The organism is Luteimonas sp. TWI662, from assembly GCF_039673825.1.
Lineage (GTDB): Bacteria > Pseudomonadota > Gammaproteobacteria > Xanthomonadales > Xanthomonadaceae > Luteimonas.
This window is the reverse complement of record NZ_JBDJMI010000033.1, coordinates 13,221-32,281: the sequence shown is the minus strand read 5'-3', so window position 1 is coordinate 32,281 and position 19,061 is coordinate 13,221. Positions and strand designations below refer to the sequence as shown.

Below are 19,061 nucleotides of genomic sequence, written 5' to 3'. Positions count from 1 at the left end.
TTGATCGTCTTCCGGTCGAACATCCCCTCACCCTTGCGCCCTGGAATCAGGCATCAAGCGTAACGGTGGCTGGCAAAGGACTCCCCGCTAATCTGCGAAGAACCTTTTTTTGGCCCCCAATTTTGGCGATGGGTCGGACCGATGCCCGAAGCGGGGCGGGCGCGCGCCTGAGGCAGAACGCCGTGCGTGCTATTGCAGCCTCGCGCCCATTGCTGAGGTCGCGAGGCAGTGCAGCGCAAACGACCGCCCCTCATCCATTCCGCCATCGCAATCGCCGAACAGTGCAACGCACTGAGATTGAAGGTCCGCAGCTTCGCTTGATGGAGCGGCGCTTGGCTTCCCGTAGACGGGTTGCAGACGCCTCAGAGCAGCAGACTGGCGGCCGGTGGCCGCGCCGAGCGCGCCATGGGTGAGCCCGCTTCAGCTTGCGCGGCATGCCGCGCGAGCGGGTGAACGCCCGGCGTGCTTCGCCGGGTCGGACCGATCCGCGAAGCGGAGCAGGCGCGCCCGAGTCAGGACAGGATGTCCTGACCGAGGGAAGAGCGGCTTCCGGCCGGCAGGCGGCTGCCTGTCCGAAGTCGAACGCCCTCGCCGCTAATCGCGGTATCGACTGGAGGGATGTCAGAACGCCTCTAACGGCGTCCGCCAGCTACTCGAGAAATCGGTTCAGCGCCGCAGACGGTGCAGTTGCGCCAGGTCGTCGGCGATCGCGTCCCGGCAGTTCGCCTCCATGCTGCGATAAAGCGTCAGGACCTGATCCCCCAGCGGCGTCAACGCCGCTCCGCCGCCGCCCTTGCCGCCGGTCAGCGTCGCGGCGACCGGCGAACCGAAGTAGAGATTCATCTCCTCGACCAGCTGCCAGGCGCGTCGGTAGCTCATTGCCATGCGGCGGCCGGCCGCCGAGATCGAACCCGTCTCGCGAATGCCCGCCAGCAGGTCCGCCTTGCCCGGCCCGAGCATGACGCTGTCGAGGCGGATCCGCAGCTGGAAATCAGAAGGCGTGCGCATCCGACCAGCTTAGTGGACGCCGTCACGCCCGAGAAGCGATGCCGCTGCCGATGCTGGCGGTCCCGACCGTGTGCCTCGGACGCCTGGATTGCCGAGCGTGTGGTCGTGGTCGTCAGGCCGACACAGCTGTTGCCGCCGTATGGCGAACGAACCTGGCGATGTGAGCCCAGTTGCGTCGCCTGCGTCGGTTCGCCCCAGGCAGTGGGCACCCGGCCTCGTGTATCGTCAGCCCCTCGTCCAGCGGGAGGCCAGACGCGCGCCGATGAGCATCTACGCACTGGAATCGGTGTTCCGGCCGGCGTCGGTCGCCGTCGTCGGCGCCAGCCCACGGCCGCGTTCGCTCGGGCGGTTGGTGCTGCAGCAGTTGCGCGAGGGCGGATTCACCGGACCGATCGGTCTGGTCAACCCGCGTCACGCACAGATCGATGGTGTGGAGGCAGTGACCTCACTCGAGGCGCTGCCCTTCGCGCCCGAACTAGTGATCATCGCGGCACCGCCGGCCGATGTGGCGAATGTGGCGCGCGCCGCCGCCGATCGTGGCGCCAAGGCCGCGATCGTGCTCACGCGTGACATGGGCAGTGGGCCGGGCTCGTACAACGCCGCGCTGGCCGAGGTCGCGCGTACCCGCGGCCTGCGCATCGTCGGGCCGAACTGCCTGGGCGTCATCGCGCCGCATGCGCGGCTGTTCGCGAGCTTCGCCGCGCACGCGCCGGCACCGGGCGAACTGGCGCTGATCTCGCAGTCGGGCGCCGTGGCGGCCGGCATGATCGAGTGGGGCCGCTCGCGCGGGATCGGATTCTCGGCCGTCGCCTCGCTCGGCGATGCGCTCGATGTCGACTTCGCGGATCTGCTCGACTACTTCGCCACCGACCGCCACACCCGCGCGATCCTGCTCTACGTCGAGCGCGTGCGCGATGCCCGCAAGTTCCTGTCGGCCGCGCGCGCCGCGGCGCGCGCCAAGCCGGTCGTGGTGGTTAAGCCCGGCCGACATGCGCGCAGCGCCGAGCCGCCGCAGACCCACATCGCCGCGCTGGCCAGCCCGGACGCGGTCTACGACGCGGCGTTCCGGCGCGCCGGATTGCTGCGCGTCCATGCGCTCGACGAACTGTTCGCCGCGGCCGCCACGCTGTCGCGGCTGCGGATGCCGCCCGGCAACCGTTTGGCGGTGATGACCAACGGCATCGGCGTGGGCATGCTCGCACTCGACCGCCTGGTCGATCTGGGCGGCGAGCGCGCCGCGCTGTCGGATGCCACGCTCGAGACGCTCGATACCGCGTTGCCGCGCGGCTGGTCGCGCCGCAATGCAGTCGACATGCTCGGCGACGCCGACGGCCCGCGCTACGCCGCGACTTTGGCCGCGCTGCTGCAGGACCGGGACAACGACGCGATCCTGGTCATGAACGTGCCCACCGTGCTGTCCTCGCCGCCCGAGGTCGCGCGGGCGGTCGTCGAGACGCTGCGCGCGCATCCGCGCGAGGCCGCGCGCAAGCCGGTGTTCGGCGTGCTGGTGGGCGAGCATCCCGAGGCGCGGCGGATCCTGGCCGACGCTGGCGTGCATGCCTTCACCAGCGAGGCCGGGGCCGTGCGCGGTTTCATGTACCTGGTGCGGCACCAGCAGGCGCAGCGCGCGTTGATGGAGACGCCGCCCAGCCTGCCCGACGACTTCAACGTCGATGCCGCCAGCGCGCGCGCGGTCGTCGAGGCGGCGCTCGCCGAAGGCCAGCGCTGGCTCGACCCGCCAGCGATCGCCCGGTTGTTCGCCGCCTACGACATCCCGATTGCCGAAGCGATTCCGGTGCCCGATGCCGACGCGGCCGCCGAGGCGGCGACGGCCCTGCTCGAGCGCGGCGGCGCGGTGGCGGTGAAGATCTGGTCGCGCGACATCCCGCACAAATCCGACATCGACGGCGTGCGCCTGAACCTGGCGAGCGTGGAGGCGGTGCGAGACGCCGCCGACGACCTGTTGCGCTGCGCACGGGCCGCCCGCCCGCAGGCGCGGATCGACGGCGTGACCGTGCACCCGATGGTCGTGCGGCCCAAGGCGCGCGAACTGATCGCCGGCATCGCCGACGACCCGACCTTCGGCCCGGTGGTGGTCTTCGGCCGAGGCGGCACGGCAGTGGAGATCATCGACGATAAAGCCCTGGCGCTGCCGCCGCTGGACTTGCGCCTGGCGCACGAGTTGATCGGACGCACGCGTGTGGCGCGCATCCTCAAGGCCTACCGCGATGTGCCGGCGGCCGACGAGCGGGCGGTCGCGCTGCTGCTGGTGAAGCTGGCGCAGATGGCCGCCGACATCCCCGAGCTCCAGGAAGTCGACGTCAATCCGCTGCTCGCCGACCGCGACGGGGTGATCGCGGTCGATGCGCGGGTCGCCGTCGGTCCGGTGCAGCGGCTGCATCCCGGCCGCGGGCACCCGCGCTTTGCGGTGTTCCCGTACCCCAAGGAGTGGGAGCGCACGATCGCGCTGGGCAACGGCAGCGACGTGTTCGTGCGCCCGGTGCGGCCGGAGGACGAGGCGATGTTCCTGCGCTTCTTCGAGCGGGTCAGTACCGACGACCTGCGGTTGCGTTTCTTCAGCGCAGTGCGCCACTTCAGTCACGAGTTCATTGCCCGGCTGACCCAGCTCGACTATGCGCGCTCGATCGCGCTGGCGGCGATCGACCCGGCCACGGGCGAGATGCTCGGCGCGGTGCGCCTGCTGGCCGATGCGAACTACGACACCGGCGAGTACGGGATCATGGTGCGCTCCGATCTCAAGGGTGCGGGCCTGGGCTGGCGGCTGATGCGGATCATGATCGAGTACGCCCGCTGGCAGGGGCTGCGGATGGTCGAGGGGCAGGTGCTGCGGGAGAACACCACGATGCTGGCGATGTGCCGCCAGTTGGGCTTCGCGATCACCGCCGATCCCGACGACGCAACGGTGGCGATCGTGCGCTTGCCGATCGTGGCCGAGCCGCCGCCGGCGATCTGAACGCCTGCCGCCGGCATCGCGCCGGCGCCCGCCGCGCCGGCGATAATGGCGTGTGCGCAAGATCCTCCACATCGACATGGACGCGTTCTACGCGTCGGTGGAGCAGCGCGACGATCCGTCGCTGCGTGGGCGGCCGGTCGTCGTGGCTTGGCGCGGCGCGCGCTCGGTGGTCTGCGCGGCCTCCTACGAGGCCCGGCCCTACGGCGTGCGCTCGGCGATGCCGGCGGTGACCGCCGAGCGGCTGTGCCCGGATGCGGTGTTCGTGCCGCCGGATTTCCCGCGCTACAAGGCGGTCTCGCGCCAGGTGCGCGAGATCTTCCTGCAGCACACCGACCTGGTGCAGCCGCTGTCGCTCGATGAAGCCTATCTGGACGTCACTGCACCGAAAATCCCTTCGCCCAGCGCCACCGCGACCGCGCAAGCGATCCGTGCGCAGATCCGCGAGGCAACTCAGCTGACGGCGTCGGCGGGCGTGGCGCCGAACAAGTTCCTGGCCAAGATCGCCTCGGATTGGCGCAAGCCCGACGGCCTGTTCGTGGTCAAGCCGGGTCAGATCGAAGCGTTCCTGACGCCATTGAAGGTCGGCCTGATCCCCGGCGTCGGCAAGGTGATGGAGAAGAAGCTCGCCGAGCTCGGCGTGACCACGGTCGGCGAGTTGCGCGGGCTGTCGCTCGACGCGCTCGAGCGGCGTTTCGGCACCTTCGGCGCGCGGCTCTACCAGCGCGCGCGCGGCATCGACGAACGCCCGGTCGAGCCGGACCAGCCGGTACAGTCGATCTCCTCGGAGGACACGTTCGAGACCGATCTGCCACTCGAAGCGCTGGCGCCGATGATCGAACGGCTGGCGGAGAAGACCTGGGCGGCCACGCGCAAGACCGCGCGCGTGGGGCGGACGGTCGTGCTCAAGCTCAAGACCGCGCAATTCCGCATTCTCACGCGCAGCTTCACGCCCAATGCGCCGCCGGCCTCGCAGGCCGAACTCACGCGGATCGCGCTGGCATTGCGCGAGCGCGTGGATCTGCCGGCCTCGACCCGCTACCGGCTCGTCGGTGTCGGCCTGGGCGGCTTTCGCGAGCCCGAAGACCTGCCGCAGCAGGCCGGCCTGTTCGGCGAGGCGGAGATCTAGCTGATTGTCAGGCCGGCTGCCAGTCGAAGGCCAGCGTCTCGTCGCGTGCAAAGCGTTGCAGATGGTTCTCGATGACCTGCTGATAGCGGGCGATCGCCTCGGCATCGGGCTGGGTCAGGACGATCCGCAGCGCATCGCCTTCGACGACGAAATCCGCACCCGCTTCGTCGCCGGCGAACGGGACGAACGCGTGCGTGTCGTGGTCGCGGCGGATCTCGAACTTGTGCCGCCAGTGGTTGCACAGCGTGCGCAGCAGGCGCGGGGCGTCGTTGGATCGCGTCGTGGCGGTGGTGGTGATCGGCATCGCAGGACTCCAGAGCAGGCGGCAACGCCGCGAAGCGAGCATAGGCGCGCGATGCGCGCCATGCACGCGTGTCGGGGCGAACGCAGCGTTGCAGGCCGTTCGCGAGCGTCGCGATGGCCCACACTAGGCAGCTTCCCCGCACGACGAGACGAGGCACAGGCGTGAACGATGCATCCGCGAAGGCAACCGGTTTTCCCTGGCCGGTGGCGCTGTTCGATCTCGACGGCACCCTGGTCGACAGTGCGTCGGACATCGCCGCATCGGTGAATCGCCTGTTGGCCGAGCTCGGCCATGCCCAGGTCGACGAGGCCACCGTGCGCAGCTGGATCGGCGATGGCGCGCGCCAGCTCATCACCGCGGCGTTGCGGCACGCCGGCGACGGACGCGATGTCGAGACGGTGATGCCGCGTTTCATGCAGCACTATCGTGACTGCCTGTTGCTCGATCCGCAGATCTATCCCGAGGTGCCCGAGACCCTGCAGGCGCTGCGCGCGGCCGGCGTGCGGATGGCGGTGTGCACCAACAAGCCGGCGCCGTTCGTCGGCCCGCTGCTCGAGGCGCTGGATCTGGCGCAGTACTTCGACGCGGTGCTCGGCGCCGGCGAGCTGCCCGAGCGCAAGCCGCATCCGTTGCCGCTGCTGCATCTGGCCGCGCATTTCGGCGTCGACATCGGGCAGTGCCTGATGGTCGGCGATTCGTCAGCCGATGCCGGCGCGGCGATCGCCGCGGGGGCGCCGCTGGTGCTGGTGACCTACGGCTACCGGCGCGACTTCGACCTGCATGGCTGCGGCGCGCGCGCCGTCATCGACCGGTTCGGCCAGTTGCTGGCGCTCTGAGCAGACGCGCTTCAATGGACGCGCGCTGTCGGCGTCGCTGGCGCGAATGCGCCAGCGTGTGGCCAGACGTCGGGCCAGTGTGGTCTTGCCGCTGCCGGTGACCCCGGCGACGAGCACGCGCTGGGGAACGAACGGCAGTGGCGCGTGTGGAGTGTGCATCCGGCGATGCGATCGCGGTCGGTCTTGGCGTCGTGCCGACGCGCTGCGCGCGGGCACGGGGGTCACGCCGGCGGGGAGGGCGTCTTCGCGTCCGCGAGCGCTGCAAACCACGCCGCATACGGCGAATTGCGGACCAGGTGCCGGTTGTAGTCGGGGGCGCCATCGCTCCACCACACCGGGCCGCGTTCTCCCAACCCGCGTTTGGCGGCATCCACCTGTCGGCGTGCGTGGGCGAGCGCCTCGGCATCATCTGCCGCCCGTACCGCCTTGACCGCGCGGCGCGCGTCCATCAGTGCCGACACCAGCCGTTGTCGCTCGCTTTCGTCCAGATGCGGATCGGTACTGCGCCATAGCCGCCCGCGCACCACCAGATAACGCCCGTCCGGCGTCTTCATTGGCGGGGTGGCACGCGTCATGCGGTCTCCGGCTGGCAGATCATCTCGACATTCGGGCATCGGCGGTCGCGCAGTCGACACGGCCGCATGACATTTGTTTCACGCAATGCCAAGGGCGGGTTGGCGAGCATCAGGCTCCCGGCTGCGCGCAGACGCGGCCGCCCAACTGGAGGTCACGATGTCCACACCTTTCGTCCGGCCGCGCGTGCGCGCTGCGGCCCAGGCCACGATCCTGGGCCTGATGTCCGGCATGCTCGCGGCGTGCGCGCCCGCTGGGGACGCGCCTGCCACTGCGCAGCACGAAGCGACCACGCCGCCCCCGACGCAGGCGCCGGTCGCCGATGCCGCTGCGCCCAGTGCGACCGGCGATACCGAGGGCGGCGACGGGTCGCAGATCCAGCTCGGCACCTTGAGCGAACGCGACATCGCCGATGCGGCGTTGACCGGCGAGCTCGCATGCAGCTTCGCTGAGGAAGGCGAGGCGCCATTGTTGTTTGCCAAGGGCGTGGTCGGCGCCGCCGAGCCCGCGCAGGGCGTGGTGAAGGTGGGCGACGTCGTGGAGACGGTGCGCGCGCCCGGTGGCTTCGACGGCATGCTCAAGACCCCCACATTCACAGGACGCGGCACGACGATCCATATCGTCGAGACCGGCACCGCAGCAGGTGGCGGCGAGTCACCGCCGCGCCCGGCGACGTTGACCTACCAGCGCGGCGATGGCGCGAGCCGCACATTTGAGGGGATGTGGCAATGCGGGCCGTGAGCCGCGACACGGCCTGAGCCCATTCCATCCGAGTCGATCGACGCGCAGCGTCCGCTCGGCCGCACCGGTGACGGGACGTCCCGCCACCGGTGCGCGATCACGGCGCGACGTTGCCTTCGATCGAATCGTCGAGCGTCTTGCCGATCGCGGCGCCGAGCGCCATCTTCGTCGCCGCAACGAAATCGCCGTGCTTGTTGTCCCAGTAGTAGCCCGCCTGCGGCTGCACCCGGATCACGGTGATCCGGGGGTCGTCCTTGCCCTCGGTGAACCAGGTTTTCATGATCGGGCTCCACAAGGCCTCGATCCGGTCGCGATCCCGGCTCACCGTGGCATGGCCATCGAGCACCAGAAAGCCGGAATGCTTGGATGCCTGCAGATACAGCCGCACCTTCGGGTCGGCCTGGATCTCGGCGTTCTTGTGGCTGTCGGCAGCGCTGAGGAACCACAGCACGCCATCGTCGTCGGCCTGCTCGATCGACATCGGCCGGGTGCCGCCGGTGTCGCTGCTGGACAGGGGCGTGGTGCAGAAGAAGCAGGCACCGGCCTCCTTGGACATGTCGCGGATGCGGGCGGTCGCCGCCGTGGCCGCCAGATCCTGGCGGTTGTCCTCGGGCTGGTTGCGGTTGATCGAATCCATCGGGTGTCTCCATCGGTTGGCACGCCGTCGCGCGGGGGCGTGCGCGGCGGTCGATGCGACAGCGTGGAAGTGCGGCGGTGATCCGCGTGTGACTCCGACGGCTGCATCGCCTCCGCACGCTGAACCGAGCGGGGGCGGCTTGCGTCCTGGCGCCCGGCCTGCGACCGTGCCCTGGATGACGATATCGCCCCCCTTGTCGCCCATCGGTCGCGTCTTCGCGGCGGTGGCCTTGATCGAAGCGTTCACCTGGGCCGGCCTGCTGGTTGGCATGGTCCTCAAGTACGGCACCGGCACCACGGCCCTGGGGGTGTGGTGGTTCGGGCGGCTGCATGGCATGGCGTTCCTCGCCTATCTCGCCGTCGCGCTCGTCGCGGCGTTGCGCCTGCGCTGGCCCTGGTGGGCCTGGCTGCTCGCGATCGCGGCCGCAGTGCCGCCGCTGGCGACCCTGCCGCTGGAGCTTTGGTACCGGCGCCGGGGCCTGCTCGCCGCACCGCCTGCACGCACGTAGCCGCAGTGCGAACGCCGCAGGCGACGCCTGCCTGCTGCAGTCGGCGCGCGGCCGCGCCGTTCCTGCACCGCATGCCGACGGTCCCGGCCTGGCGCGGGCGGTAAACTGCCGGTCCCCTGAACGCGAGGAGCGCGTCATGCATCGATTCCGTCTGTCCGCCATCTGTTTGCTGGCACTGGCCACGCTGGCCCTGGCAGCGTGTTCGTCCGCCAAGCCCGAAGCGGCGATCCAGGCGTTCTATGAGGCGGCGGCCAAGGGCGATGTCGAGAGAGCCACCGCGCAGGTCTCGTTCGCCGATGTGCCCGCCAACGGCATGGTGCAGGCCAAGGGCAAGGTGCAGATGATCGTCGGCGAGATGCAGTCCAGGATCGATGCCAATGACGGCCTCGACAAGGTCGAGGTGATCGAGTCGAGCATCGACGAGGACGGCGAAACCGCGCGCGTGCAGGTCCGGGTGGTCTTCGACAACGGCAAGGACCTGACCGAGACGCACCGCTTGGTCCGCGACGACGGCAAGTGGAAGATCCGCCTGCGCTGAGGACGTGACGATGCGACGCTGGTGGTGCGCACTGCTGGCACTGTGCGCGGCCAGCGCCTGTCTGGCCGGTGGCCCCGCGTTGCCGGCCGATGCGCAGCCCGGCGATCTGGTGTTCCGACGCGGGACCGAGTCGGTCAGCGCGATGGTGCTGGCGATCGACGGCGGGCAATTCAGCCATGTCGGCATGCTGGTCGGGCGTCCCGGCGCCTGGCAGGTGGTGCATGCGACGCCCTCCGAAGTGCCTGGACGCGCCGACGGCGTGGTTGTCGATGCGCTGAGCTTCTTCCTCGACCCGGTGCGCAGCCGCGGCTATGCGGTCTATCGCGTCGATGCGCCCGAGGCCCTGCGCGCCGCCGCGGTCGCTGAGGCCCTGGGCATGCGCGGCACCCGCTTCCGGATCGCCGATCCGGCCGGCACCTACTGCACCCGGCTGGTCTGGGACGCCTGGCGCCGCGCCGGCGTCGATCTGGAGGTGCGCTTCACTCGCCTCGCCCTGCCGCTGATGCAGGGCGACTATCTGCTGCCGACGCCGCTCAGCCGGTCGCCACGACTGCGGCGCTTAGCGCTGCCACAGCACGCCGGGGGCTGAACGCGGCCCCATCGCGGGCTGTGACCGGCACCCCATTTGCCGGCCCCGCGGGCCACTAGGCTGGCGCCGGGGGATCCTTCCGACGGACTGGAGGCAAGCACGATGAGCAGACGTGGACGCGTGATCGCGGCAATGGTGTCGCTGGTGCTGGGGGTCGTGGTGGTGGGCAGCGCCGCCGCGCGCTGGCCGATCCTGGGCCAGGAGTGGGCGGAATGGACGCGTTACGACGCGGCCGGCAATGCGATCGGCGGCGGCCGGATCGAGTGCGATGGCACGCTCCAGACCTGGGGCGATGCCGGCGGGCCGCACGGCTTGAGGATCTATCCCTGCCTGTGAAGGCTGCGGCGGGCGGACCCGCTCCGCCCGCCGCCATCCGCACGCCGTGCAGTCGCTGCCACGGCGACGCAAACGCCACGATCTAGTAGACCTGCCGTGCCTCGGGCGGGGGCGGATTCCACTGGTAGAGCCAGGTCTCGCTGAGGGCCTGGCCGGTGGCCGGATCGCGCAGGAACAGGCGCAGTTCGAGCTGCTCGGTGCCAGGCCCTGGCGGGATGATGTCGAACATCACCCGGTAGCCTTCGACGGCGTGCAGCGGGCGGGCCGAGACGGTCTCCAACTGGCCGGCAGTGGTCTGCAGCACCGGCTCGACCGTGGCATTGCGCCCGGCCAGCGCGGCGAGCGTGCCGCCGGCGAAGTCGACCGCGAAGCGCTGCGACCAGGCCTTGCGCGCAAACCCGATGCGGCCGCCCAGGCCCGTGCGCGTGGCGATGCAGGTGGCCAGCGGCGGACGCGCCGGCATCGCCTCGCCCCAGAACAGCCGGTAGCCGAACAGCAGTTCGCGACCGGGCTCGATCGGCTGCGCCGGATGCCAGAACGCCACCACGTTGTCGAACGTCTCATCGACGGTCGGGATCTCGACCAGTTGCACCTCGCCGCGTCCCCAGCCGTCGCGCGGTTCCACCCACAGCGAGGGCCGGCGCTCGTAGAAGACGCCGTCGTCCTGGTAATGGTCGAAGTTGCGATCGCGCTGCAGCAGGCCGAAGCCGCGCGGGTTGTCGTCGGCGAAGGCGTTGAACCGCAGCGCGCGCGGATTCTCCAGCGGCCGCCACAGCCATTCGCCGCTGCCGGTGTGCAGCGCCAGGCCGTCGCTGTCGTGGATCTCGGGTCGCCAGTCCCAGGCCATGCGGCGGTCGTTCTCGCCGGCCTGGTACATGCTGGTCGCCGGCGCGATGCCCAGGCGCTCGATCGCGGTGCGCGGGTACAGCGCGCAGTCGACCTCCATCACCAGCGGTTCGCCCGGGGTGATCGCGAACCGGTAGGCCCCGGCGACCGACGGCGAGTCGAGCAGGGCGTAGACGACCACCGTGTCGCTGCCCGGCGCCGGACGCTCGAGCCAGAAGTCGGTGAAGTCGGGAAACTCTTCCGGCCTCGCCAGGCCGGTGTCCACCGCCAGGCCGCGTGCCGACAGCCCGTACTGGCCGCTGCCACCGACGGCGCGGAAGTAGCTCGCGCCCAGGAACGCGGCGAAGTCGCGCTTGGGATCGCTGCGCCGGTTGAGTCGGAAGCCGGCGAAGCCCAGATCGGTCGGCAGTGCGGCGCCGTCCAGCCCCGAGGCGCCGTAGTCGAACATCGCCGGGTCGTAGGCGATCTCGCGCGCCTGGCCCTCGGCCAGCGCGTGCATGCGGACCGGGCGCTTGAAGAACAGGCCCAGGTGGAAGAACTGTGCAAGGTAGCGGGTGTCGTCCTCGTGCCACAGCGCATGGTCCTGGCGGAACTGCAGCGCCTGGTAGGCGTCCCAGTCGAGGGCTGACACCGGCTGGGGCAGTGCGGCCGGCCGCGCGGTGTACGCCTGGCCCGCCAGTGCGCGGGCGCGCCCCTTGAGCGCGGCGAAGTCGAACGGGGCCGGCGCGCCCATGCGCAGGGCGGCCAAAACCGAGGTCGGCAGGGCGGCCGCGCAGAGGGCCACCAGGCCGCCGTGCAGGAACGAACGTCGATGCATGCGGGCGAGTCCGGGTGTGGAGCGCGCATCCTATCCAACCCACGGCAACGTGCCGTTAGCGGGCCGCACGCCTGCACGAGCGCTGCACATGCCCGCCTCTAGGCTGGCGCACCGTCGAAATGAGTTCCCCCGCATGCACGTCCGCGCAGGCTGCGAACTCGCGATCGAGACCGATGTCGCCGCGCCTGTCATCGCGATGCTGCGGCCCAGGACCGGCCGCGCGCGCTGGCACGTCAACGACCGTGCCGGCTTCGACCCGGCCCTGGGTTTCGACGAGTATCTCGACGGCTTCGGCAACCGCTGCCAGCGTTTCACCCTGCCGCCGGGACTGACCCGCATCCGATTGCAGACGCGCGCCATCGCCGCGCCCGATCCCGGAGCGATGCCGGCGGCAGCGGCGGTCGCGCCGGCCGACCTGCCGACATCGACGCTGCAGTTCCTGCTGCCCAGCCGCTACTGCCCGTCCGACCGCGCGGCGATGTACGCACGCGCGCTGGAAATCGTCGGCGACGCCGCGCCGGGCCATGCCCAGGTCGAGGCGATCCGTCGCTGGATCCACGCCCATCTCGCCTATCGCTATGGCGTCAGCGACGCCGGCACCGATGCCCAGGACACCCTGGCGCAAGGCGCCGGCGTCTGTCGGGATTTCGCGCATGTGGGCATGACGCTTTGCCGCGCACTCGACATTCCGGCGCGGATGGTCGTGGGCTGGCTGCACGACCTCAAGCCGATGGACATGCACGCTTGGTTCGAAGCGTACCTGGGCGATGCTTGGCACACCTTCGATGCCACCCAGGCGACCCCACGCGGGGGCCGGGTGGTGATCGCGCACGGACGCGATGCGGCCGACGTCGCCTTTCTCACCAGCTACCGGCCGTTGCGCACGGTGTCGATCCAGGTCTGGACCGAACTCGACGCGGCGGCGTGAGCGCAGCGGAATTTCGTCCATGCAGTTGTTCAAGTGCGACCGTTGCGAGCAGGTGCTGTACTTCGAGAACACCGAGTGCCTGCGCTGCGGCGCGCGGCTGGGCTTCGTGCCCGAGCAGGTGACGCTGGGCGCACTGATCCCCGACGGCGCGGCGTGGCGGCTGCAGAGCGCGCCCGCCGGTCCGCGCTACCGGTTCTGCAGCAACGCCACGCATTCGGCCTGCAACTGGCTGCTGCCTGCCGACGCTCCCCAGCGCTATTGCCGCGCCTGTCGCCACAACCGCACCATCCCGGATCTGTCCGACAACGACCGGCTGCAGGCCTGGCGGCGGATCGAGGTCGCCAAGCGCCGGCTGTTCTACAGCCTGCTGCGGTTGCGCCTGCCCACACCGACCGTCGGCAGCGGCGATCCCGAACCGTTGTCGTTCGATTTCCTGGCCGACCCGCCGCACGGGCCCCGGGTGATGACCGGGCACGACAATGGCCTCATCACCATCGCACTGTCGGAAGCCGACGATGCCCGCCGGGAGGCGGCGCGGGTGTCGATGGGCGAGCTCTACCGCACGTTGCTGGGCCATTTCCGCCATGAGATCGGCCACTACTACTGGGACCGGCTGGTGCGCGATGCCGGACCGGACGAGCGCGCGCGTTGCCGCGCGCTGTTCGGCGACGACCGACAGGATTACGGCCAGGCGCTGCAGCGCTACTACGCGACCGGCGCGCCCGCGCAGTGGCAGCGCAGTCACGTCAGCCGCTACGCGACGATGCACCCGTGGGAGGACTGGGCCGAGACCTGGGCGCACTATCTGCATATCGTCGACACACTGGAAATGGCCGCCGCGTTCGGTATTCGCATCGCGCCCGACATCGCCGAGAGCACGACGATGGAGACCGAGATCACGTTCGATCCTCATCACGTGGCTGATCTGCGACGGCTGATCGATGCGTGGTTGCCGCTGACCTACGCGGTCAACAGCCTCAACCGGGCGATGGGTCAGCCCGACCTGTATCCGTTCTCGATCGCGCCGCCGGTGCTTGAGAAGATGGCCTACATCCACGGCCTGATCCGGCGCGCGGGTGGCCGCGGCGCGGTCGCTCAGCCGTAGTAGGCCAGGAACATGTCGACCGCCGTTTCGGCCACGCGCGTCTGTTGCGCGGCCGATAGCGGCGGCTGACCCATCGACAGCTGCGGCCACAGGGCGAAGCTCTTGACCAGGCCTTGCAACTGCATCGACGCGAAGGCCGGGTCGTCCGTCCGCAGCCGGCCGTCGGCGGACGCGGCTCGGATCCAGACCGACACCCCTTCCTCGCGATCGCCCAGGCGGGAAAGCAGGTCGCGCGCCAGCGCAGGCGAGTGGATGCCCGCGGCGATGGCCACGCGTGCCAGGTCCACGAACTCCGGGTCGTGGAGCAGCCGCAGCTTCTGGTGCACCAGCTCGAGCAGTTGGGGGCGCAGCGGCCGATCGGCGCGGTAGGCGAGATCCGGCCCGCAGACACCGCGTTCGAGCATCGCCTGGAGAATGCGCAGGAACAGTGCGTCCTTGCCGGGGAAATGGTTGTAGACGGTGCGCTTGGATACCCCGGCGCGGCTGGCGATGCGATCCATGCTGGTCGCCTCATAGCCGGCAGCGCGGAACTCGGCCACCGCCGCTTCCAGGATCGCCGCGTGCTTGCGATCGGTGAGCCGGGCGAGGGGTGGGTCGCAGTCCATCGGACAATTCTACACCGCCGGGTTTACATTCAGGCCGATATATCTACACTGCACGGTGTAGTTCCTATGGGTCCCGTCGATGCCTGCCGTTCCCTCGTCCTCGCCCGTAAAGCCGCATCGCCGACGGCGCACCGCCGTCCTCCTCCTCTCCGTTCTTGGAGTCTGCATCGTGAGCGCCTGCCTGCTGTCGTACTTCCAGACCAATCGCCCCATCGCCGACTATTCGGCATCGCCGCAGGCCGAGGCTGGCCGGTTCCGCAATCCGGCGCCGCGACCGCCGATCGGGGTGGCCAAGACCGCGCGACTGATGTGGGAGATGCTGTTCGAAAAGCCGGCCACCACGGTGCCGGCCCACGCCTTGGCGGTGTCGCCGCTGACGGCGGCCGACCTGGAGGCCGCGCCGAACCGCAGTGCCTGGCGGCTGGGCCACTCGACCGTGCTGCTCAAGCTTCGCGATGGCTTCTGGCTGACCGACCCGGTCTTTTCCGAGCGCGCCTCGCCGGTGCAATGGATGGGACCCAAACGCTTCCACCCCCCGCCGATCGCGCTCGATGCGCTGCCGCCGCTGCGCGGCGTGCTGCTGTCGCACGACCATTACGATCACCTCGACCGAGACACCGTGCGCGCGCTGGCCGATCGCGCGGCGGTGTTCCTGACGCCGCTGGGCGTGGGCGACCGCCTGATCGACTGGGGCGTGCCGGCGGCCAAGGTGCAGCAGTTCGACTGGTGGCAGGGCACCACGATCGGCGAGCTGCGCTTCACCGCCACGCCGGCCCAGCATTTCTCCGGGCGAGGGCCGTTCGACAGCGACCGCACGCTGTGGGCTTCGTGGGTGATCGAGGACCGCGCGGCGGACGGCGATCCGGGCCTGCGGGTGTTCTTCAGCGGCGACACCGGCTACTTCGATGGATTTTCGCAGATCGGCCAGCGCTTCGGACCGTTCGACGTGGCGATGGTCGAGACCGGTGCCTACGACCTTCGCTGGGCCTTCGTGCACATGCAGCCCGAGCAGACCGTGCAGGCGCATGTCGACCTGGGCGCGCGCGTGCTGATGCCGGTGCACAACGGCACCTTCGACCTGGCGATGCACGACTGGGACGAGCCGTTCGAGCGCGTGGTGGCGATTGCCGCCGAGCGCGGCGTCACGCTGGCGACCCCGCGCATGGGCGAGCGCGTGGACCTGACCGCGCCGCAGGCCACGACCGCCTGGTGGCGCGACTAGCGACGCGGCGCGCAGCGCGCGCGGCCAGCATCGCGTGCCGGCATCCGAGCGTCGGACGGCGCCCGCTCAACGGCGCGTCGCGAGTACGCCGTCGAGCGCGGGGGCCGCGCGAAAGCCCGCGGCTTCGAGCCGCCGTGCGACCTCGCGTGGCACATCGCGGCCGCTGGTGAGGCGATTCGGGCTGCCGGTGTAGTGGAACAGCCGGCCACCGCGCCGCAGCACGCGGGCCAGTTGATCGTAGAACGTCCGCGCGTACAGCTCACCGGCGATCCCGAAACGGGGCGGGTCATGCAGGACCGCATCCACGGATGCATCGGCGAGGTCGGCAACGGCCTCCACGACATCGGCATGGACCAACGACAGGCGCCCCTGCCACGGGGCTGCATCGGGGTCGGGCGACCACGGATTGCAGTTGCGCAGCCACAGCACGTCGGCATTCTTCTCGAACGAGCGCACGTGCGCCGCGCCCGCGTCCAGGCAACACGCGGCGAAGTAGCCCAGGCCGCCGCAGGTGTCGAGCACGCGCGCGCCCTGCGGCGCGATGAGTGCGACCTTGCGGCGGGCATCGTCCAGCGGTGATGTCTGCGCGGTGGGCAGCATCTTGATGCCGTCGATCTCGAACGTGGGCGGCCCCCACGACGTGGGCACGAGCTTGATCAAAGCGCCGCCGTAGCGCGAGATCGCGACCCAGGCATCGCCATCGTGGCGGTACACCGTGCGCTCGCGCAGCGCGCCGGGCCAGGGATAGTCCGCGTCGTGCCAGGTCCAGTGCGTTGCGTACAACTTCGCGGTGGCCGTGCTGCGGCCCAGGTCCAGGGATCCGGTCCACGTACGGCTGCCCGCATCGCGTGCCGCATTGAGCGCGTCGGCGGTGTCACGGGTCAGCAGAGGGCCGGAGACGTGGGCCACGAAACGCACCGAAGGACGGGGCAGGCATCGTAGCCGACGCGGCGTGTCGACACGGCGTTGGCCGCGTCTTGCAATCGGGGACCCGTTCGTGCCTGCGCTCGCAAGTTCCTCATTCGCGTAAACCAGACTTGAATGCGAATGCCGCGATTGCGTCGAACGGGTGTGAACGTTTGCGCGCGCTTCAGGCGACGGGGTCTCTACTGCGCACCGCGGGACACCCCCCGACCCCGCATGTCCATCGATACGCGAGCCGCGTATCCAAGAAAAAAAGGAAATGCCCCCGATGAAAACTCTCCTGATTCCCGCAGCGATCGCCGCCGCCCTGTGTGCCCCTTCCGCATTCGCCCAGAGCATGGGTGGCGATACCTATCGTCCCGACCTGCAGATCGGCGAGGGCAACGCCTTCATCGCCGGTAACGTCGGTCGTACGGATGGCGGCACCGCCGGTCGGTTCGGCACCGGCGATTTCAACGTGTTCGAAAGCCGCGACGGTCGCAAGACCGGCTACGGCCTGGTCGGCGGCTACCGCTGGAAGCTGGCGCAGAACTTCGGTCTGGGCTTGGAAGGCGGTTACACCGACCTGGGCAACCTGGTGGTCAAGAACGCGTTCCGCGACGACGGCGTCAACCAGCGCGAGGACACCAATGCGCTGCGCGGCTGGATCGCCGGTGGTAATGCCCGCCTGAACATCACCCCGGAGTGGTACGTGGGTGCGCGTGGTGGCTTCTTCCGCGCTTCCGACAACAATGCGCGCTACTACAACGACGTTGGCCAGGATCTGGGCCTCGAAAGCGGCGGCCGCGATGGTCGCAACAGCTGGTACGCCGGTGTCGGCACGGGCTGGAATGCCACCGAGAACTTCAGCATCGGTCTGCATTACGACTACTTCCGCGCCAAGTCGGGCGACCTGCGCGACCCGGTCACCGGCGTGAAGTTCGAAGGTCCCAAGCGTTCGACCGCGCTGCTCGGCCTGACGGCCGAATACGCGTTCTGATGTCGATCTGCGGACCGGGCGCCGCCCGGTCCGCATCGGCAGGTTCGAGACATGGGCGCCCTTGGGCGCCCATGTGCGTTGTCGGCGTCAGCGCACTGCCTTGCCAGTCAGTTCGTGAGCTGCGTCGGCGGCGTTGCGCGCGTGGTCGGCGACGTCGACAGCGCGGCCTCGAGTGTGTCGGCCAGGCCGTCCTGATAGCTGCCGTCCGCATTGCGGATCCGCACACGCGCGTTCGGACCGATGAGGTCGCGCAACGTCGAGCCTTCGGCGGCGCTCTGACGACTGAGGAACGAGGCGATCAAGCGCCCTGAACTGTCCTGCCGCAACACCCACAGGCGCAGGCGCATGTCGTACTCCAGCGTGAAACCGTCGTTCATCGATCGCGTCCTCGAAAGGCATCCGCGCGCGCGCGCAGGAAGAAAAGGGATGCAGGCGATTGTGCGAACGCAGGCATCGGCGATGCGTGAACCAGGCAGTGGTGCGTGTGCAAGGGCTGCAGCCTGCAGCGGGCAGACCGCACGGCGCGGGCGTCAGGGACGCTGTGACCGGCGCGTGGCTTCAGTGGATCAGCGCGCCGACGCGCGATCGCGGCGGTGGTGATCGGCGATCAGGCCGGCCAGGGCGTCGTCGTCGGCATAGAAATACGCCACCGGCAGGTCGAGCACCTCCGCCATGCGGCGCAAGGTCTGCAGATCGGGCTGATGGACGCCGGTCTCGTAGCGATTGACCCGGGTACTGGCGACGAAATCGTCGAGGCCGGCCTCGATCCCCAGCGTGCGCTGCGAGATGCCCACCGCGGTGCGCGCTTCGCGCAGCCGACGGCTGAAGACAGGCAGGGGTTCCTTGGCAGCCACGCTTGCATCGCATCCCGGACTTCGGCGTCGGGAAGCTTCCGAAACGTCGCTTGACTCCGATACTACGTTAAACGTAGCTTGCGGGTGGCAGCCCGCATGTCGACGCGCCTGATGGCGTCACGCGTGCAGCGCGCCGGTCCGCCGGCGCCATTTTCCAAGGAGAGCGACCATGGACGAAGTCCGCCATCCTGCGCGACGCGGCACGCGCATCGACGACATCGCGCACTGCGCCTCCACCCAGGGGCCGCTGCGACGGCTTCTCGATCTCGTGGCGGGGACGCCCGATGCGGTGCTCGCCGACGCCCGCGTGGCCACGCTCGATCACAGACGGATGCAGATGCTGGGCCGACTCGCATTGCACGAAGCCCAGATCTGCATGGCCCAGTCGCGCACCCTGCTGTATCTGCTCGAACTGGCGATGGCGCGGACCGCGCCCGCGCCGCACCAGGGCGCGGAGGTCACACAGCACGTGGCGCGGCTGATCACCGATGCCGAGATCTGGCGCGAGCTCGCCGGTAACGCCGCGTTCTACAGCGAGCACCCGCACATCGCACGCCAGCTCGCGAGCGACCTCGCCGGCACGCAGGACGTGCCGGTCGAGGGCTGATGGC

General features: G+C 69.9%; 22 protein-coding genes. 13 read left to right on the top strand and 9 right to left on the bottom strand.

The genetic code is table 11. The features are described from left to right. Positions 1-666: 666 nt before the first annotated feature. On the bottom strand, positions 667-1,008 hold the full coding sequence (locus tag ABE488_RS16535) for a LysR family transcriptional regulator (RefSeq protein WP_346445303.1): 342 nt from the start codon (positions 1,006-1,008) through the stop codon (positions 667-669). Positions 1,009-1,270: 262 nt separating this feature from the next. Here ABE488_RS16535 and ABE488_RS16530 point away from each other — a divergent pair, with 262 nt between their 5' ends. Both ABE488_RS16530 and dinB read left to right on the top strand, forming a co-directional pair. Next, a complete protein-coding gene (locus ABE488_RS16530; protein ID WP_346445302.1) occupies positions 1,271-3,982 on the top strand; it encodes a bifunctional acetate--CoA ligase family protein/GNAT family N-acetyltransferase in 2,712 nt (903 codons plus the stop codon). Positions 3,983-4,034: 52 nt separating this feature from the next. Next, the gene (gene dinB / locus ABE488_RS16525; RefSeq protein ID WP_346445301.1) at positions 4,035-5,108 is read left to right on the top strand and encodes a DNA polymerase IV; all 1,074 of its coding nucleotides are present in this window, start codon (positions 4,035-4,037) and stop codon (positions 5,106-5,108) included. 7 nt (positions 5,109-5,115) lie between these two features. Here dinB and ABE488_RS16520 read toward each other — a convergent pair whose 3' ends face one another. Continuing rightward, positions 5,116-5,412, bottom strand: coding sequence for a DUF2218 domain-containing protein (locus ABE488_RS16520; RefSeq protein ID WP_346445300.1), 297 nt, complete (start codon positions 5,410-5,412; stop codon positions 5,116-5,118). A gap of 161 nt (positions 5,413-5,573) precedes the next feature. Here ABE488_RS16520 and gph point away from each other — a divergent pair, with 161 nt between their 5' ends. After that, positions 5,574-6,248, top strand: coding sequence for a phosphoglycolate phosphatase (gene gph, locus ABE488_RS16515; protein WP_346445299.1), 675 nt, complete (start codon positions 5,574-5,576; stop codon positions 6,246-6,248). Positions 6,249-6,469: 221 nt separating this feature from the next. Here gph and ABE488_RS16510 read toward each other — a convergent pair whose 3' ends face one another. Then, positions 6,470-6,823: a hypothetical protein gene (locus tag ABE488_RS16510; protein ID WP_346445298.1), complete on the bottom strand. Its 354-nt coding sequence runs from the start codon at positions 6,821-6,823 to the stop codon at positions 6,470-6,472. 157 nt (positions 6,824-6,980) lie between these two features. Between ABE488_RS16510 and ABE488_RS16505 the strand changes: the two genes are divergently transcribed. Next, a complete protein-coding gene (locus tag ABE488_RS16505; protein ID WP_346445297.1) occupies positions 6,981-7,562 on the top strand; it encodes a hypothetical protein in 582 nt (193 codons plus the stop codon). A 97-nt stretch (positions 7,563-7,659) separates the two neighbouring features. Here the strand turns inward: ABE488_RS16505 and ABE488_RS16500 are convergent, their stop codons facing one another. Next, complete coding sequence (locus ABE488_RS16500; RefSeq protein ID WP_346445296.1) at positions 7,660-8,199, bottom strand: pyridoxamine 5'-phosphate oxidase family protein; 540 nt, start codon at positions 8,197-8,199, stop codon at positions 7,660-7,662. A gap of 175 nt (positions 8,200-8,374) precedes the next feature. Here ABE488_RS16500 and ABE488_RS16495 point away from each other — a divergent pair, with 175 nt between their 5' ends. The 4 genes from ABE488_RS16495 to ABE488_RS16480 all read left to right on the top strand — a co-directional run bounded on the left by ABE488_RS16495 (position 8,375) and on the right by ABE488_RS16480 (position 10,170). Next, the gene (locus ABE488_RS16495; protein ID WP_346445295.1) at positions 8,375-8,707 is read left to right on the top strand and encodes a DUF3817 domain-containing protein; all 333 of its coding nucleotides are present in this window, start codon (positions 8,375-8,377) and stop codon (positions 8,705-8,707) included. 136 nt (positions 8,708-8,843) lie between these two features. Continuing rightward, positions 8,844-9,245, top strand: a complete 402-nt coding sequence (locus ABE488_RS16490) for a DUF4878 domain-containing protein (RefSeq protein ID WP_346445294.1) — start codon at positions 8,844-8,846, stop codon at positions 9,243-9,245. 10 nt (positions 9,246-9,255) lie between these two features. Next, a complete protein-coding gene (locus ABE488_RS16485) occupies positions 9,256-9,834 on the top strand; it encodes a YiiX/YebB-like N1pC/P60 family cysteine hydrolase (protein ID WP_346445293.1) in 579 nt (192 codons plus the stop codon). 102 nt (positions 9,835-9,936) lie between these two features. After that, positions 9,937-10,170: a hypothetical protein gene (locus tag ABE488_RS16480; protein ID WP_346445292.1), complete on the top strand. Its 234-nt coding sequence runs from the start codon at positions 9,937-9,939 to the stop codon at positions 10,168-10,170. Between the two features lie 82 nt (positions 10,171-10,252). On the opposite strand, the gene ABE488_RS16475 is transcribed toward ABE488_RS16480, so the two are convergent. Further along, positions 10,253-11,833, bottom strand: coding sequence for a glucan biosynthesis protein D (locus tag ABE488_RS16475; protein WP_346445291.1), 1,581 nt, complete (start codon positions 11,831-11,833; stop codon positions 10,253-10,255). Positions 11,834-11,966: 133 nt separating this feature from the next. On the opposite strand from ABE488_RS16475, the gene ABE488_RS16470 reads away from it, so the two are divergent. Both ABE488_RS16470 and ABE488_RS16465 read left to right on the top strand, forming a co-directional pair. Then, entirely contained in the window at positions 11,967-12,761 is a 795-nt protein-coding gene (locus tag ABE488_RS16470) for a transglutaminase family protein (protein ID WP_346445290.1), read from the top strand. 19 nt (positions 12,762-12,780) lie between these two features. Next, positions 12,781-13,866: a putative zinc-binding peptidase gene (locus ABE488_RS16465; protein ID WP_346445289.1), complete on the top strand. Its 1,086-nt coding sequence runs from the start codon at positions 12,781-12,783 to the stop codon at positions 13,864-13,866. Here ABE488_RS16465 and ABE488_RS16460 read toward each other — a convergent pair. Further along, positions 13,857-14,471, bottom strand: a complete 615-nt coding sequence (locus ABE488_RS16460) for a TetR/AcrR family transcriptional regulator (RefSeq protein WP_346445288.1) — start codon at positions 14,469-14,471, stop codon at positions 13,857-13,859. The genes ABE488_RS16465 and ABE488_RS16460 overlap by 10 nt on opposite strands. Positions 14,472-14,640: 169 nt before the next feature. On the opposite strand from ABE488_RS16460, the gene ABE488_RS16455 reads away from it, so the two are divergent. Then, the gene (locus ABE488_RS16455; RefSeq protein ID WP_346445287.1) at positions 14,641-15,693 is read left to right on the top strand and encodes an MBL fold metallo-hydrolase; all 1,053 of its coding nucleotides are present in this window, start codon (positions 14,641-14,643) and stop codon (positions 15,691-15,693) included. Positions 15,694-15,759: 66 nt separating this feature from the next. On the opposite strand, the gene ABE488_RS16450 is transcribed toward ABE488_RS16455, so the two are convergent. Beyond that, the gene (locus tag ABE488_RS16450; RefSeq protein ID WP_346445286.1) at positions 15,760-16,602 is read right to left on the bottom strand and encodes an SAM-dependent methyltransferase; all 843 of its coding nucleotides are present in this window, start codon (positions 16,600-16,602) and stop codon (positions 15,760-15,762) included. 283 nt (positions 16,603-16,885) lie between these two features. On the opposite strand from ABE488_RS16450, the gene ABE488_RS16445 reads away from it, so the two are divergent. Further along, positions 16,886-17,596 carry an outer membrane beta-barrel protein gene (locus tag ABE488_RS16445; RefSeq protein ID WP_346445285.1) on the top strand — a complete coding sequence of 237 codons (711 nt, stop codon included), beginning with the start codon at positions 16,886-16,888 and terminating at the stop codon, positions 17,594-17,596. Positions 17,597-17,703: 107 nt separating this feature from the next. Here the strand turns inward: ABE488_RS16445 and ABE488_RS16440 are convergent, their stop codons facing one another. Together ABE488_RS16440 and ABE488_RS16435 are read right to left on the bottom strand one after the other, a co-directional pair. Beyond that, on the bottom strand, positions 17,704-17,973 hold the full coding sequence (locus ABE488_RS16440; protein ID WP_346445284.1) for a hypothetical protein: 270 nt from the start codon (positions 17,971-17,973) through the stop codon (positions 17,704-17,706). Positions 17,974-18,162: 189 nt separating this feature from the next. Beyond that, a complete protein-coding gene (locus ABE488_RS16435) occupies positions 18,163-18,450 on the bottom strand; it encodes a helix-turn-helix transcriptional regulator (RefSeq protein ID WP_346445283.1) in 288 nt (95 codons plus the stop codon). Between the two features lie 169 nt (positions 18,451-18,619). Here ABE488_RS16435 and ABE488_RS16430 point away from each other — a divergent pair, with 169 nt between their 5' ends. Next, positions 18,620-19,057 (top strand): hypothetical protein, encoded by a 438-nt coding sequence (locus tag ABE488_RS16430; protein ID WP_346445282.1) that lies wholly within the window; start codon positions 18,620-18,622, stop codon positions 19,055-19,057. Positions 19,058-19,061 lie beyond the last annotated feature (4 nt).

Bases quoted from the DNA above. Each gene is read 5' to 3' on its own strand.
- ABE488_RS16495 (WP_346445295.1), top strand. From the start codon at position 8,375: ATGACGATATCGCCCCCCTTGTCGCCCATCGGTCGCGTCTTCGCGGCG.
- ABE488_RS16490 (WP_346445294.1), top strand. From the start codon at position 8,844: ATGCATCGATTCCGTCTGTCCGCCATCTGTTTGCTGGCACTGGCCACG.
- ABE488_RS16440 (WP_346445284.1), bottom strand. From the start codon at position 17,973: ATGAACGACGGTTTCACGCTGGAGTACGACATGCGCCTGCGCCTGTGG.
- ABE488_RS16530 (WP_346445302.1), top strand. From the start codon at position 1,271: ATGAGCATCTACGCACTGGAATCGGTGTTCCGGCCGGCGTCGGTCGCC.
- ABE488_RS16485 (WP_346445293.1), top strand. From the start codon at position 9,256: ATGCGACGCTGGTGGTGCGCACTGCTGGCACTGTGCGCGGCCAGCGCC.
- ABE488_RS16520 (WP_346445300.1), bottom strand. From the start codon at position 5,412: ATGCCGATCACCACCACCGCCACGACGCGATCCAACGACGCCCCGCGC.
- ABE488_RS16470 (WP_346445290.1), top strand. From the start codon at position 11,967: ATGCACGTCCGCGCAGGCTGCGAACTCGCGATCGAGACCGATGTCGCC.
- ABE488_RS16475 (WP_346445291.1), bottom strand. From the start codon at position 11,833: ATGCATCGACGTTCGTTCCTGCACGGCGGCCTGGTGGCCCTCTGCGCG.
- ABE488_RS16430 (WP_346445282.1), top strand. From the start codon at position 18,620: ATGGACGAAGTCCGCCATCCTGCGCGACGCGGCACGCGCATCGACGAC.
- ABE488_RS16535 (WP_346445303.1), bottom strand. From the start codon at position 1,008: ATGCGCACGCCTTCTGATTTCCAGCTGCGGATCCGCCTCGACAGCGTC.
- ABE488_RS16500 (WP_346445296.1), bottom strand. From the start codon at position 8,199: ATGGATTCGATCAACCGCAACCAGCCCGAGGACAACCGCCAGGATCTG.
- ABE488_RS16465 (WP_346445289.1), top strand. From the start codon at position 12,781: ATGCAGTTGTTCAAGTGCGACCGTTGCGAGCAGGTGCTGTACTTCGAG.
- ABE488_RS16460 (WP_346445288.1), bottom strand. From the start codon at position 14,471: ATGGACTGCGACCCACCCCTCGCCCGGCTCACCGATCGCAAGCACGCG.
- ABE488_RS16510 (WP_346445298.1), bottom strand. From the start codon at position 6,823: ATGACGCGTGCCACCCCGCCAATGAAGACGCCGGACGGGCGTTATCTG.
- ABE488_RS16445 (WP_346445285.1), top strand. From the start codon at position 16,886: ATGAAAACTCTCCTGATTCCCGCAGCGATCGCCGCCGCCCTGTGTGCC.
- ABE488_RS16505 (WP_346445297.1), top strand. From the start codon at position 6,981: ATGTCCACACCTTTCGTCCGGCCGCGCGTGCGCGCTGCGGCCCAGGCC.
- ABE488_RS16480 (WP_346445292.1), top strand. From the start codon at position 9,937: ATGAGCAGACGTGGACGCGTGATCGCGGCAATGGTGTCGCTGGTGCTG.